12 protein-coding genes are annotated in these 13987 nt (G+C 67.5%); 3 read left to right on the top strand and 9 right to left on the bottom strand.

Features of this window, described 5'->3' with window-relative positions; all coding sequences use genetic code 11:
* The first annotated feature begins 9 nt into the window (after window positions 1-9).
* A complete protein-coding gene (locus NA10_RS32240) occupies window positions 10-1143 on the top strand; it encodes a 3-ketosteroid-9-alpha-monooxygenase, oxygenase component (protein ID WP_067574492.1) in 1134 nt (377 codons plus the stop codon).
* On the opposite strand, the gene NA10_RS32235 is transcribed toward NA10_RS32240, so the two are convergent.
* The 5 genes from NA10_RS32235 to NA10_RS32215 form a co-directional block, all read right to left on the bottom strand.
* Window positions 1140-2492: an MATE family efflux transporter gene (locus tag NA10_RS32235; RefSeq protein WP_067574508.1), complete on the bottom strand. Its 1353-nt coding sequence runs from the start codon at window positions 2490-2492 to the stop codon at window positions 1140-1142. The two genes, NA10_RS32240 and NA10_RS32235, sit on opposite strands and share 4 nt — an antisense overlap.
* Before the next feature lie 69 nt (window positions 2493-2561).
* Window positions 2562-3491, bottom strand: a complete 930-nt coding sequence (locus tag NA10_RS32230) for a glucosyl-3-phosphoglycerate synthase (protein WP_373862469.1) — start codon at window positions 3489-3491, stop codon at window positions 2562-2564.
* Window positions 3491-4966: an ArnT family glycosyltransferase gene (locus NA10_RS32225; RefSeq protein WP_169812684.1), complete on the bottom strand. Its 1476-nt coding sequence runs from the start codon at window positions 4964-4966 to the stop codon at window positions 3491-3493. The genes NA10_RS32230 and NA10_RS32225 overlap by 1 nt, the downstream gene beginning before the upstream one ends.
* 245 nt (window positions 4967-5211) lie before the next feature.
* A complete protein-coding gene (locus NA10_RS32220) occupies window positions 5212-6762 on the bottom strand; it encodes an MFS transporter (RefSeq protein WP_067574490.1) in 1551 nt (516 codons plus the stop codon).
* Window positions 6759-8174 carry a condensation domain-containing protein gene (locus NA10_RS32215; RefSeq protein ID WP_067574489.1) on the bottom strand — a complete coding sequence of 472 codons (1416 nt, stop codon included), beginning with the start codon at window positions 8172-8174 and terminating at the stop codon, window positions 6759-6761. The genes NA10_RS32220 and NA10_RS32215 overlap by 4 nt, the downstream gene beginning before the upstream one ends.
* Before the next feature lie 222 nt (window positions 8175-8396).
* Here NA10_RS32215 and NA10_RS32210 point away from each other — a divergent pair, with 222 nt between their 5' ends.
* Together NA10_RS32210 and NA10_RS32205 are read left to right on the top strand one after the other, a co-directional pair.
* Window positions 8397-9431, top strand: a complete 1035-nt coding sequence (locus NA10_RS32210) for an alpha/beta hydrolase (protein WP_067574488.1) — start codon at window positions 8397-8399, stop codon at window positions 9429-9431.
* A 77-nt stretch (window positions 9432-9508) separates the two neighbouring features.
* Window positions 9509-9943 carry a DUF4140 domain-containing protein gene (locus NA10_RS32205; RefSeq protein WP_084515605.1) on the top strand — a complete coding sequence of 145 codons (435 nt, stop codon included), beginning with the start codon at window positions 9509-9511 and terminating at the stop codon, window positions 9941-9943.
* A 69-nt stretch (window positions 9944-10012) separates the two neighbouring features.
* Here NA10_RS32205 and NA10_RS32200 read toward each other — a convergent pair whose 3' ends face one another.
* The 4 genes from NA10_RS32200 to infB all read right to left on the bottom strand — a co-directional run.
* Window positions 10013-11005: a DHH family phosphoesterase gene (locus NA10_RS32200; protein WP_067574486.1), complete on the bottom strand. Its 993-nt coding sequence runs from the start codon at window positions 11003-11005 to the stop codon at window positions 10013-10015.
* Window positions 11006-11036: 31 nt separating this feature from the next.
* A complete protein-coding gene (gene rbfA / locus NA10_RS32195) occupies window positions 11037-11486 on the bottom strand; it encodes a 30S ribosome-binding factor RbfA (RefSeq protein WP_067574485.1) in 450 nt (149 codons plus the stop codon).
* 26 nt (window positions 11487-11512) lie between these two features.
* Window positions 11513-11803: a DUF503 domain-containing protein gene (locus tag NA10_RS32190; RefSeq protein ID WP_067574506.1), complete on the bottom strand. Its 291-nt coding sequence runs from the start codon at window positions 11801-11803 to the stop codon at window positions 11513-11515.
* Window positions 11804-11944: 141 nt separating this feature from the next.
* Window positions 11945-13987: translation initiation factor IF-2 (gene infB, locus NA10_RS32185; RefSeq protein WP_067574484.1), on the bottom strand; the 2043-nt coding region annotated here is incomplete at its 5' end.

Here is a 13987-nt window from a genome sequence, read left to right as displayed (position 1 = left end):
CTCGGGGGTATGACAGGCACGCAAGCCCGAATGATCGATGTCGGACAACCCATGACCCGGTTCGCCCGGGGCTGGCATTGCCTCGGTTTGGCGGAGAGTTTCCGAGACGGTGAACCGCACTCGGTGGAGGCCTTCGGCACCAAATTGGTGATCTGGTCCGACAGCAAGGGCGCACTGCACGCACTCGACGGGTACTGCCGTCATATGGGGGCGGATCTGTCCTACGGCAGTGTGAAGGACGACAATATCGCGTGCCCGTTCCACGATTGGCGCTGGCGGGGCGACGGGCGTTGTGCCGCAATCCCTTACGCGCGGCGGGTGCCGCCGCTGGCCAAGACGCGCTCCTGGATCACCTGTGAGGAGAACGGGCAGTTCTTCGTCTGGAACGATCCCGAGGGGAATCCGCCGCCGCCCGAGGTCGCCATTCCGCACATCGACGGGATGGGAACCGAGCGGTGGAGTGACTGGAGTTGGAATTCGCTGCTGATCGAGGGTGCGCACTGTCGCGAAATCATCGACAACAACGTGGATATGGCGCACTTCTTCTATATCCACTACGCCTATCCGGTGTTCTTCAAGAATGTGTTCGAAGGGCATGTGGCCACGCAGTTCCTGCACTCCAAGGGGCGGCCGGATGTGCACACCTCCTCGAACTACAACGCCGAGATGCAGCTGTTGCGGTCGGAGGCTTCGTATTTCGGGCCGTCGTACATGATCAACTACCTGCACAACGATTTCGGGGAGCGGACCGTCGAGGTGGTGCTGATCAACTGCCACTATCCGGTCACGCACAATTCGTTCATGTTGCAGTGGGGGGTGAGCGTGCAGGCCATCGACGGGCTGCCGGCCGCCAAATCCCAGTCCCTGGCCAAGGCTTTCGCCAAGAGCTTCGGAGTGGGTTTCCTCCAGGACGTCGAGATCTGGAAGCACAAGACGCGCATCGACAATCCGCTGCTCACCCAGGAGGACGGGCCGGTGTATCAGCATCGGCGCTGGTACGAGCAGTTCTATGTGGACGTCGCCGATATCAAACCGGAGATGACGGCACGCTTCGAATTCGAGGTCGACACCACGCACGCCAATGAGAATTGGCAGGCCGAGGTCGCCGAGAATCTGGCCAAGCGCGCGGCGAAGAACGCCTAGGCCGGCCGCGTCGGCACATCCGCGCCGACGCGCGCCCACTTCCCCGATAGCGCCCGCCAGGACACCGCGACCAGTCGCAGCACCATGAAAGCGACCAGGCCGGTCCAGATTCCGGCAATGCCCCAGTCGTAGACCAGGGACAGCCAGATGGCGGGCAGGAAGCCGAGCAGCGCCGAGCCGAGGGTGGCATTGCGCAGGAAGGCGGCGTCACCCGCACCGAGTAGAACGCCGTCGAGGGCGAAGACCACGCCCGCGATCGGAATGATGCCGACGAAGAACCACCACACCACATGGGTGCGATCCAGCACCGACGGGTCGGTGGTGAACACCTGCGGTATCACCGAATACCCGGCGGCGAACAGGACCGCGAGCACGACCGCGAACATCGTCGACCAGCCGGTGATGCGCCGCGCCAAACCCTGTGCGCCCCGGGCATTCCCGGCCCCGAGCGCGGCACCCACCAGGGTCTGCGCGGCAATGGCGAGCGAATCCAGGGTCAGGGCAAGGAAGTTCCACAGCTGTAGGACCAGCTGATGCGCCGCCACCGAGGCCGCCCCGAAGCGGGAGGCCACCGCCGCGGCCGAAACGAAGCACGCCTGGAACGCCAGACTCCGGGCGATGAGATCCCGGCCGAGGACCAACTGCGCCTTCATAATCGCGATATGCGGGGCCAGCGGAACACGCGACCGCACCAGCGCCCGGACGAACAGCGCCGCCATCACCACCTGCCCCGCCACATTGGCCACCGCGGACCCCTCCAGCTCCAGCCGCGGCGCGCCCAGCAGCCCGTGCACCAGCACCGGGCAGAGGATTCCCGAAACCACCAGCCCCGCAACCACATACAGCAGCGGGCGGCGCGTCTGCTGCACCCCGCGCATCCAGCCGTTCCCCGCCATGGACAGCAGGATCAGCGGCACCCCGAACAGCGCGATGCGCAACCACGACTCCGCTCGCGGCGCGATGTCATCCCCACCCGCGATGGCCCGGGTCACCGGCCCCGCGAACACCTGCAACACAACGACAATCGCCAGCCCGACCCCGCAGGCGATCCAGCTGGCCTGCGCCCCCTCCCCGATCGCACCGCGCTCATCACCCGCCCCGTGCCGCCGCGAGGCCCGCGCCGTCGTGCCATAGCTCAGGAACGTCAACTGCGAACTGACCTGTGCCACAATCAACCCGCCGACCGCCAGCCCGGCCAATGCCAGCGCCCCGAGCCGCCCCACCACGGCCATATCGAAGAGCAGATAGATCGGCTCGGCGACCAGCACTCCCAGCGTCGGAATCGCAATCCCGAGAATCCGCCGCGCCCCCGCGTGCACCGCCGCCCGCCCCACCTCGCTCTCCACCATCCGCCCACCCTCCCACATCCCCCCGACATCCCCGGGACGCCCGGGAGCCGACCGGTGCGCGCGGACCAATCACCGGAGTGCCTCCGCGCGGGGCTGCGCCGTCGCCATGGGCGGCCGGTCGGCGAGTGACACCGTGCCGGTGGTGCGCCGCCAGGAGGCGCCCTCGGGGCGGTAACTCGCCAGGGCCACACCGGAGTCGCAGATGCCGAGACGGTCCAGCAGGGTGGCGATGACCTGGCGGCTCATATCGGCCAGTTCGTGGGTGGGGCGGTTGCGGTGTCTACGGGTGCCGAGGTCGACCTGCGCGATGGCCGACGCGCCGTGGCGCTGCCAGGCGTCGATGAGAATGCCTATCTCGACGCCGTAGCCGGGGGCGAAAGGAATGCGGGTCAACAGGTTTCGGGTGGCGGCGTATTCCCCTCCCAGGGGTTGGAGCACCTCGCCGAGTTCGGGGGCGAGGGCGGTGAGCAGCGGGCGCGCCACCAGTTGGGTGACGCGGCCGCCGCCATCGGCGTCACCCGTGGGATCCAGTTCCAGCGGACGGCGGTAGTAGCCCTTCACCAATTCGATGCCGTCGCCCAGCAGCAGCGGAGCCAGCAGGGCGGGGACGAATCGGGGGCTGGGGGTGAGCAGATCCGAATCCACGAAGACGATGAGATCGCCGGTGGTGACCGCCAGGGAGCGCCACAGCACCTCGCCCTTGCCGGGGCGGGGCGCGATTTCGGGCAGCGCCTGTTCTCGGGTGAATACCGCTGTCGCACCGGAGGATTCGGCAATGCGCACGGTCTCGTCCGCCGAGCCGGAGTCGACCACCACGAGCTCATCGACCAGGGTGCCGACCAACTGGCGGATCGAGGCGAGCACACCGCCGATGGTCGCCTGCTCATTCAGGGCGGGCAGCACCACCGATACCGTGCGCCCGGCCTTGTGCTCGATCAATTCCGGCAGTGACCAATCCCGGTGGAACCAGGTGATATCGGCCAGACCTTTCCAGTGGATCATCGAGTAGTCCCTTCACCCGAGTCGAGAACATTGGTGCGCCAGTCCGGCCAGACCTGCTGCCACGGGCGACGCGGATGGTCGCAGCGCCACAGCACGACATGGCGTGTGATGCCGGGGAATCCGAGCGGGGAGTCCAACCGGGTCAGCACGCGCACCTCGGAAAAGGAGTCGCGCAGAAGGGATTCCGAACCCTCCGAACCGATATAGAGCACCGTGGTCTCGGAGTGGGAGGGGAATCCGAAGTAGGCGAACCCGCGATTCGCGCTGTACACCGGTGGCAGATCCCGGGCATGATCGTCGAGAGCGGCGGCCTGCCAGTAGGTTCGAGTGACCACGACGGTATGCGCACGGTCCGAGGGGGTCAGCGTCTCGACCTGAGCGGTCACGGCGGCAGCCAGTTCGTTCCATCCGGTCACGCCGAACAGTCGCATCCGCGTGGACAATTCACTCCGCGTGCCGGTCGGGTCGTGCAGCGCCGATCGCGGAAGCGGCAGTACGAGCACCACCGCGAGCGCGATGCCCGCCGAAACACCGGCCGTCAACCGCATACCCCGCCACCAGCGCCGAGGTTCCGGTTCGGCCCACCACACCGCACCCGCCGCCAGCAGCACCGGAAACACGCCCGCCAGATAGTAGGGCCGCGATTGGGTGACCACCACGAACACCAGTTGCAGCACCGCGGCGACAGCGACGAATCGGTACGGGCGCACCGCGGTTGAGCGCAGCAGCGCCCAGACGCCCGCACCGGCCAGCAGCGTCCCGAGGACACCGAGCAGCAGGGCCGCCTGTATCGGCAGCCCGGCAACCCCACCGGTCGCCGCCCGCTGCTCATCGGCGATGATCGCACCCATTTCCCACTGCGGCCATCCGTGATCGGCCTGCCAGCACAGTCCCGGAACCACCGACAGCCCCACCACCACGAGCGCGGCCCACAGCGCGGGTCTCCGAAACAACGAACGCGGTCCGAAGCTCAGCACGCCCACCGCGATTCCGAGGGCGAGCACCGGCAACAGCAGCTTCACCTGAAGGTCCACGGCGGCGACGACCGCAGCGCCGAGCAACAGCCGATCATCGCGAATTCTCACCCAGCGCAGCAGAATCCACAGCAGCGCCGCCGCCAGTGTGCCATCCACGGCGAAGGTCGACAGGCTCGCCGCGGCGGTGATCAGCATTGGGCTCGTGGCGATCCCGAGCGCGGCCAATCGCTGCGCCGCCCACCCGCCCCCGAACTCGCGGGCCACCCCGGCGCATATCCAGATCGCCGCGATACCGCACGCGACGGCCGGAATTCGCAGCACCACGGCAGAACCCGGCGCGACCCACTCCGCAGCCCGCGCCAGCAGCGGAACCAACGGCCCCTGATCGACATATCCGGCAGCCAACCGCCGCCCGGCCGACAGGAAATACAGCTCATCGCCGAAGTATCCGTACCGGCCCGCTCGCAGGCACAGTACGAACCCCGATACCAGCACGATCGCACCGACACCACGAACATCCCAGGGCCGCAGGCCCTCCGCCGTCCGGAGCCGTCCGCCCCGTCGGTCCTCATCCCCGTTCGCCTTGGACTCCCCACTTGATCGGCCCGGTAAGGATCGCGAGTGCGCACGTGAGGTCATCGATCGCCACGTGCCGGACTTGTTGCCCGCCAATACATCCGATGCGGCCCTGTCCGACAGTGGCCCCTCACCCACCGTCTCCCCTGGCGCGGACCGGTCGTTCATGTCCGCTGCCGGGGTAACGCGAGGGTGAGCACCGCCAGCAGCAGCGACACCGCGGCCATGAGCCACAGCACGGTCGTGATCGCCGAAAGATAGGACCGCGCCGCGGCTTCGGCGAAGAACACCGTTCCCAGGACGGCGACCCCGAGTGCGCTACCCACCTGCTGCACCGTCGGCACAATGCCCGAGGCCGATCCGGTGGCGCGCTCGACCACCCCGCCCAGCATCACCGAGGGCAGCGGTCCGGCGAACCATCCCATTCCCGCTCCCGCCGCGAAGACCGGCCAGGCCAGTGCGCGCAGGTCCGAGGCGGCACCGGCGGTGTGCACGGTGCTCGCGATCGCCCCCAGCGCGACCGCGAATACCGTCACCCCCACGGTCAATGCCCGAGATCCGCACAGCGACACCAGGATCGGCGAGGACAGCGCGCCCAGCACCGCGCCCAACGCGAACGGCAGCATGACCATGCCGGTCCGCGAGGCCGACCAGCCCAACCCGGACTGCGCGGCCACCGATACGGTGAACAGCAACGCCGTGAACACCCCGTAGAACCCCGCGGTGAGCACCGCACCCATCGCGAATGCCCTGTCCGCGAACAGTTCCGGCCGAATCAACGGCTCATCCCCGCGTGCCGCCCGCCATCGCTGCTGCCGCACGAACACGGCCAGCACCGGCACGGACAGCCCCGCCAACGCGATCATGCTCGGCGGCCACCCCAGCGCACGACCCTCGGTCAGGGGATATACCAGCAATCCCAACCCCAGCGCCGACAGCAGCGTCCCCGCGAAGTCGAACCGCCGCATCAGCATCAACCATCGGGAACCGGATCCCATCGATTCACCGACGGCCCCGGTACTCCCGGTGGCCATCGAGTTCGACTGGGCCGGTGCGTGATTCATCGACGCTGCCGGCGACCGGGCCGACTCGCAGGCCACGTCCAGCCGCCGCGCGCGGGCGTACCCTCTCGCCAGTGCGACCGCCCCGGCCGCGACGGGGAGGTTGACGAGAAATATCGCCCGCCAGCCCGATCCCAGCGGACCGGTGTCGACGAGCACCCCACCGAGCAGCGGGCCGAGCATGCCCGCCAGCGCGGCCGTCGCGCCGTAGATTCCGAAGGCGGTCGCGTGCAGTCGTTCCGGGAACGCGTCCGCGATGATCGCGATGGTCTGCGCGGAGATCAGAGCGGCCGCCACGCCCGCCGCGGCCCGCGCGAGTATCAGTTCGTCAGCGCCGGAGGAGATTCCGCACCACACCGACGCACCGGCGAAGGCGATCAGCGCCGCCGCGAACACGGTATGCCTGCCCAGCAGATCGCCGATTCCGGCCGCGGCGGGCAGGGTGCAGGCGAAGGCCAAGCCGTACGCGCTCACGACCAGCAGCTCGGCCGGACCATCCGCGCGCAGGTCCCGGGCCAGCGCGGGCATGGCGGTGTGCACGATGGTCAGATCGAGCATCTGCATGAAGACCGCTGTCAGGCACGCCGCCAGGGCGATCCACGCGCCCGGCGCGGTGACCGGGCGTGCGGTGGGGCCGGAGATCGCGGCCGTCATGACAGGGCCGGAACTCGGGCCGCGTAATCCCCGTCGGCCACGACCGCGTTGATGATCGCGGTGAGCGTGCGCACATACCGCACGACGGAGGCGTGCGCCCGGGGCGTATCCGGGAACAGCAGCGACAGCGTGGTCACGTCATGGAAGCGATTGACCCACAGGAACACCTCGCCCGAACTGGTCTCGCTGCCGTACAGCCCGCCCTTGATGGCGTCGAACAGATCCGCCCCGTCCATCTTTCGGACATCGACATACGACACCATCGGCGCGGTGAAACCGGGCCGCGCCCGAATTCCGAGATCGGGGGTGACCAGTTCGAGGACCCGATGCAGGGATACGTCCGTGAGATCCTTGGCCCGCTCCGCCGCCCGCTGGGCGGCCGCCACCACGGCGGTGAAACCGTTGTCGGCGCATACCTCGAACTCCACCGGGATCAGATTGGTGTACCAGCCCACCGAACCCGTCTCCCCGGGCAGGAAACGGGTATTGGCGGGTGTGAGGCCGAAATACCGTTCCCGCCCGGCCAATTCGAGTTCGGCGAGTGCGATTGCCGCGAACAGCCCGCCCAGGAATCGCCCGCCGTGCGCGGCGCAGACCTGTTCGAAGCGCAGCATCTCGTCCTCGGTCAGCAGTGGTCGGGTGAGCTGCGCGCCCTGCGCGTATCCGCCCCCGCCCAGCTCCAAGGGGAACCTCGGCACATCACCGTCGTTGCGGCGCAACAGATCCAGCCACTGCCACACCGCCGCGGACTCCAGCCCGAGCTGCTCGTTGATGATGTTCTCGCGCTCGCAGTAGCCGATATGACCGTCCACCGGCGGTAGCTGGGCGGTCTCACCGGATACCGCACCGCCGTAGAGCAGCAGCAGTTCCACGCACGAAAGCGCCTGTGCCACACCGTCGGTGTGCAGATGATCCACGGCCGCGTACATCGTGAACGATCCGGGGCGCTCGATCACCCCGAAGGAGAAGCAATCCCATTCGAATGGTCCGGGCGTTTCGGCCCGCACCCGTTCGCGCAGGGCGTCCAGATCGTCGAACTCCCCGTAACTCGTCGCCGTCACCTCGATATCCGCCGGATCCGCCACATGCCGCACGATCCGCCCGTCCGGCTGCATGGCGAACCAGCTGTGGAAGGTGTCGTGCCGGCGCAGAAACGCGTTCAGCGCCGCGGTCATGGCCCGATGATCGGGCACCCCCGGAATATCGAACGAGATCATGCATATCCGCGAAACCCGCAAGCCCACACGCGAATTGCGATGCGTCGCGCGCAGATAGGCCCGCTGCTGATACGACGGTCCGACATCATGCGCGGGTGCGCGCCGCACCGCGGCCCGTGCGGCCGGGGACGCCGTCCAGGTGGTGAGCCTGCCGGGCTCGGGATGCCAGTCGCCGAAGAGGCCGAATGCGACCATGAATTGACCTCGATTCCTACCGCTCGCTGAATCAGATTTACGAGTGAACGGCACGCACCCGCACCCTGACCAGCGCCGCAGTGAAAGTCTGTGACGATTCCCAAGCCGAACGGCCCGAGCCCGGACGGTCTCCCAAAGAGTCGCGATACGCATTGTCCGGCTATCGCTTTCGACCTAACGTCAGCTCCCGACCGTCCCACTCGAGGCAATCGGAGGTCCCGGGTGAAAGCAGCCGGACCGTTATTCTCACTCGTCCTGGCCCTGGCACTGCCCAGCCTGTGCGTCGCGATTCCGGCCCGCGCCGAACCCATCACACCGGAGCGGGTGCTGTCAGCCGCGCGACCCGCACCGGACGGCTCGCGGCTGATCGCGGCCACCGAATCCGGCGGCGGGCTGCTCGACCTGCGCGTGCACTCCGCCGCCATGAACGCCGATATCGACCTGAAAGTCGTTCGCGCACCGGATGATTCGAAACCCGCGCCGGTGCTGTATCTCCTGAACGGCGCCGGCGGCGGCTCGGATGCCAGCAGTTGGCCCGATCAGACCGATATCGTCGACTTCTTCCACGACAAGCAGGTGACCCTGGTCAACCCGCTCGGCGGCAACGGCAGTTACTTCACCGATTGGCAGCGCGATGATCCGCTGCTCGGCCGGGTGCGCTGGAGCACCTTCCTGACCCGGGAACTGCCACCGATCATCGACTCGGCGCTGAATGGCAACGGCGCGAACGCCATTGCCGGAATCTCCATGGCCGGAACCTCGGTCTTCCAACTCGCCCTCGACGCACCCGGGCTGTATCGCGCCATCGGTTCGTACAGCGGCTGCGCGCGCACCAGCGACCCGCTCGGCCGCCTCTTCGTCGACGCGGTGGTGCTGCGATGGCAGGGCGATCCCGCCAATATGTGGGGCACACCCGATGATCCGGCCTGGCCCGCCAACGACCCCTACCTGCACGCGGATCGCCTGCGCGGCACCGCGATCTACGTCTCCTCGGGCACCGGGATTCCCGGTCCGCAGGACACCCTCGACGGCGCCGGCGTTCACGGCAATGCCGCCAAACTGCTCTCCCAACTGGTGAGCGGCGGTTTCCTGGAGGCCATTACCGATCTGTGCGCCCGCGCCCTGCGCGACCGACTCCACGCCCTGGACATACCGGCCACCTTCCAGCTCCGCCCGAACGGCACCCACTCCTGGGGCTACTGGCAGCAGGATCTGCACGACTCCTGGCCGCTGTTCGAACACGCCCTACGGGGCTGACGCGGCGGTCCGCTCGAGGCAGGCTGGGGACATGATCACACTCGACACCGTCATCACCGCGGTCACCGTGTACCCGGATCGGGCGCGAATCACCCTGTCCGGCAAGGCGAGTCTGCCCGCGGGGAAACCGGATCCGCGTCGCACCGCTACCGCTGGGCCTGCTGCGCGACTCGGTCCGGGTCGCCGGACAGGGCGAGGTGACCGTGCTCGGGGTCGATATCGGCACCGAACGGCAGCCGGAGGTCTGCGACGAACAGGTCGCGACGCTGGAGAACCGCATCCGCGAACTGGAAGCCGACCTGAGCGCGCTCGCCGATGCCGACCGCGCCGCCGATGCCCGCATCGTGTTCCTGGAGCGACTCGCTCGCCGATCCGCCGAAACCCACCGAACGGGACGAACTCGGCATCCGCACCTGAAAACCGAACTCCCTCCGCGGGCCCAGACCACCATCACCCTCGGCTACCGTGTGGAAGCCCCCAAAGGCGTCACCATCTACGGCCTCCCCGACTAGCGATGTGCATGCACTCACGCGGGGAGCCACTCGACGTTCACCGGCGTGATCACATACACGTCGGCAGACCTACCGGTTGAGTTCGGCTTTCAGCGTTTCGACGAGGTGGGCGGGGGTGCCGGTGGTGGAGTAGCCCGCGGCGTAGCGGTGGCCGCCGCCACCGAGAGCCATTGCCACGCGGGCGACATCGACGCCGGGGGAACCGTCGGCCGCGTCATGCGAGCGCAGTGAGACCGTCCACTGATCGGACCTGCCGCGGGCCTCTTTGAAAACGGCCGCGACCTGCGCTTCGGAGGTGGTGCGCACCAGGTCGACAATGCTCTCGACCTCTTCGGAGCGCACGCCCGCGGTGTCCTCCCGGCGCACGAATACATAGACCAGTCCCGCGCCACCGGCGGCTTCGGCATCGAGTTCGGCCGAGGCCAGCACGCGCGAGAGCATGGGCAGCCAGGCGAAAGGGTGTGTGTCCATGAGGGTTCGGGTGATGCCCGCGCCGTCGATACCCGTGGCCAGCAGCCGCTCGGCGAGGGTGTGCGAACCGGGGCGAGCCCATTTGAACGAGCCGGTATCGGTGACCAATCCGGCGTACAGACAATGCGCCACCGGGCGATCGATGGTTTCGCCCCAGGCGTCGAGCACCCGCGCGACCATGCCCGCGGTCGACTCGGCGGTGTCGTCGACGATATTCACCTCGCCGAAGTGGGTGTTGGATCGGTGATGGTCGAGCACCATGGTGGTGCGCGCGCCGTCGAGCCGATCCTTCAGCGCCCCAAGACGATCCGCGCTGCCGCAGTCCACCGCGACCAGTACGTCGACCTCCGCACGCACCTCATCCGGCGGCACCAGCAATTCGGTGCCGGGCAGCGACCTCATGGAGACGGGCAGTTCGGCGGGTTCGGCGAAGGAGACCTGCACCGGCACCCCGCGCCGGCGCAACACCTGCCCCAGCGCCAGCCCGCTGCCGATGGTGTCCGCATCGGGCTGGATATGGCACAGCACCGTCACCGACCGCGCGGTGTCGAGTATCGACACCGCACGTGCCAGATCGACCGGTTCGGTCACCGGCGGTCTCCTCCCCGCTCAGACCGCGGAATCAGTCTTCGTCGTCGGTGTCGTCGTCGGCCTTGTAGGGGTCGACATCACCGGCGTAGTTGGCGTTCACCGCGACCTGAGCCACCCGAGCGTCGGCGGCGCGGGCGCGGGCCAGCAGCTCCTCCATCTCCTTGGCGACGGTTGGCACGGTGTCGAGCTTGAACGACAGGATCGGCGTGAACTTCACACCGGTGCCCGCGCCGACCTTGGAGCGGAGAATGCCCTTGGCCTTCTCCAGACCCGCGGCCGCCTCGGTGTAATCGGGTTCGGTGTCCAGGGTTTCCCCCATCACCGTGTAATAGACGGTGGCTTCCCGCAGATCACCCGTCATCTTGGTATCGGTGATCGTCACGAAACGCAGCCGCGGATCCTTGATCTCGTACTCGATGGCCGTAGCCACGATCGAGGAGATCCGCTTGGCGAGTCGGCGTGCCCTGGCTTGATCCACCATGGCCGTGCCCTCCTCACTGGATAGATTCAGTCTTCGGGTCCGAAGACGCGGCGGCGTACCGCCAGCAACTGTAACTCCGGACGATTGGCGACATGCCGTTCACACTTGTCCAGCACCTCGGTCAGGTGATTCATGCCGTGGCTCACCATGGCCACACCGACCAGGGTCCGGCGATACCGGTCATGATCTCCGCCCTCGGTGACACTCACCTCGAACCGTTTCAGGTCGGCGAGGATCGGACGGATGACGGAGCGCTTTTCCTTCAGTGAATGCACATCACCGAGGAGTATGTCGAACTCGAGCGCTCCAACAAACAGTTTTTCAGTCATGTAATGCGCACGCACTTACATCGAATGACCGGCGCGCTCCACGGCGTGCGCATGAGCGCGTCGGGTTCTGTTGGTACACAACCCTGCCGGGCCGAGATCGCTCCCGACCCGGCAGAGGTCGCTGTACTACTAGTCGCGCGGCTTCTCGCGGAGCTCGTACGCCTCCACGATGTCACCCTCGCGAATGTCGTTGTAGGTCAACGTCATACCGCATTCGTAGCCTTCACGAACCTCGGTGGCGTCATCCTTCTCGCGACGCAGCGACGCAATCGTCACCGTCTCCGCGACAACGACGTTGTCACGCAGCAGGCGCGCCTTGGCATTGCGCTTGACCGAGCCGGAGGTGACCCAGCAACCGGCGATATTGCCGACCTTGGAGGAGCGGAAGATCGCGCGGATTTCCGCCCGGCCCAGCTCGACCTCTTCGTAGATCGGCTTGAGCAGACCCTTGAGGGCCTTCTCGATCTCGTCGATCGCCTGGTAGATGACCGAGTAGTAGCGAATATCCACGCCTTCGCGGTTCGCCAGCTCGGTCGCCTTGCCCTCGGCACGGACGTTGAATCCGATGATGATCGCGTTCGAGGCCGACGCCAGGTTGACGTTGGTCTCGGTGACGCCACCGACACCGCGGTCGATGACGCGCAGACGCACCTCGTCGCCCACATCGATACCGAGCAGCGCCTCTTCGAGGGCCTCGACGGTACCGGAGTTGTCGCCCTTGAGGATCAGGTTCAGCTCCGAAGTCTCCTTCAGAGCGGCATCCAGATCTTCCAGGGAGATCCGCTTGCGGCTGCGCGCTGCCAGGGCGTTGCGCTTGCGAGCGTTGCGGCGATCGGCGATCTGACGCGCGATCCGGTCTTCCTCGACCACGAGCAGGTTGTCGCCCGCTCCCGGTACCGAGGTGAAACCGATGACCTGGACGGGCCGCGACGGCAGTGCCGCCACGACGTCGTCCCCGTGCTCATCGACCATGCGGCGCACACGACCGTAGGCGTCGCCCGCCACGATCGAGTCACCCACGCGCAGCGTGCCGCGCTGGATGAGGACGGTGGCGACCGGGCCACGACCGCGGTCCAGGTGGGCTTCGATGGCCACACCCTGCGCGTCCATGTCCGGGTTCGCCCGCAGATCCAGGGTGGCATCCGCGGTCAGCACGACAGCCTCGAGCAGGGAATCGATATTGGTGCCCTGCTTGGCCGAGATGTCGACGAACATGGTCTCGCCGCCGTACTCCTCGGCGACCAGACCGTATTCGGTCAGCTGCTGGCGAATCTTCTGCGGATTCGCGCCTTCCTTATCGATCTTGTTGACCGCCACCACGATCGGCACGTCAGCGGCCTGCGCGTGGTTGATGGCCTCCACCGTCTGCGGCATGACGCCGTCGTCGGCCGCGACAACGAGGATCGCGATATCGGTGGCCTTGGCACCACGGGCACGCATGGCGGTGAACGCCTCGTGACCCGGGGTATCGATGAAGGTGATGAGCCGGTCGAGGCCGTTGACCTCGGACAGCACCTGGTAGGCGCCGATGTGCTGGGTGATACCGCCGGCTTCGCCCTCACGGACGTTCGCCTTACGGATGGTGTCCAGCAGTCGGGTCTTACCGTGGTCGACGTGACCCATGACGGTCACCACCGGCGGACGGATCTGCAGATCGTCCTCGTCGCCCTCGTCCTCGCCGTAGGTGAGATCGAAGTTGGCGAGCAGCTCGCGGTCCTCATCCTCCGGGGAGACCACGTGCACGACGTAGTTCATCTCCGAACCCAGCAGCTCGAGGGTCTCCTCGTTCACCGACTGGGTAGCGGTGACCATCTCACCGAGGTTGAACAACGCCTGTACCAGCGAGGCCGGGTTGGCGCCGATCTTCTCGGCGAAATCGGACAGCGAGGCGCCACGGGCGAGACGGATGATCTCGCCGTTGCCGCGGGGCAGACGCACGCCGCCGACGGCGGGAGCCTGCATGCTCTCGTACTCGGCGCGCTTCGCCCGCTTCGACTTACGACCCTTGCGGGGCGCGCCACCCGGACGACCGAAGGCACCCGCGGCACCGCCGCGACCACCACCGGAACCGGGACGGCCACCGCCGCCACCGCCGGGACGACCACGGAAACCACCTGCGGCCGCGCCACCGGCACCCGGAGCGCCGCCGGTACCCGGGGCACCGCCCTGGCC

Origin of the sequence: Nocardia acidivorans NBRC 108247 (genome assembly GCF_001625085.1) — a bacterium.
Classification (GTDB): Bacteria; Actinomycetota; Actinomycetes; order Mycobacteriales; family Mycobacteriaceae; genus Nocardia; species Nocardia acidivorans.
The sequence above is the reverse complement of the archived record's forward strand: the minus strand, read 5'-3'. Positions and strand labels throughout refer to the sequence as shown.

Coding starts and splice junctions, on each gene's coding strand:
- NA10_RS32220 (WP_067574490.1), bottom strand. CDS start 6,762: ATGACGGCCGCGATCTCCGGCCCCACCGCACGCCCGGTCACCGCGCCG.
- NA10_RS32235 (WP_067574508.1), bottom strand. CDS start 2,492: ATGGTGGAGAGCGAGGTGGGGCGGGCGGCGGTGCACGCGGGGGCGCGG.
- NA10_RS32240 (WP_067574492.1), top strand. CDS start 10: ATGACAGGCACGCAAGCCCGAATGATCGATGTCGGACAACCCATGACC.
- rbfA (WP_067574485.1), bottom strand. CDS start 11,486: ATGGTGGATCAAGCCAGGGCACGCCGACTCGCCAAGCGGATCTCCTCG.
- NA10_RS32215 (WP_067574489.1), bottom strand. CDS start 8,174: ATGGTCGCATTCGGCCTCTTCGGCGACTGGCATCCCGAGCCCGGCAGG.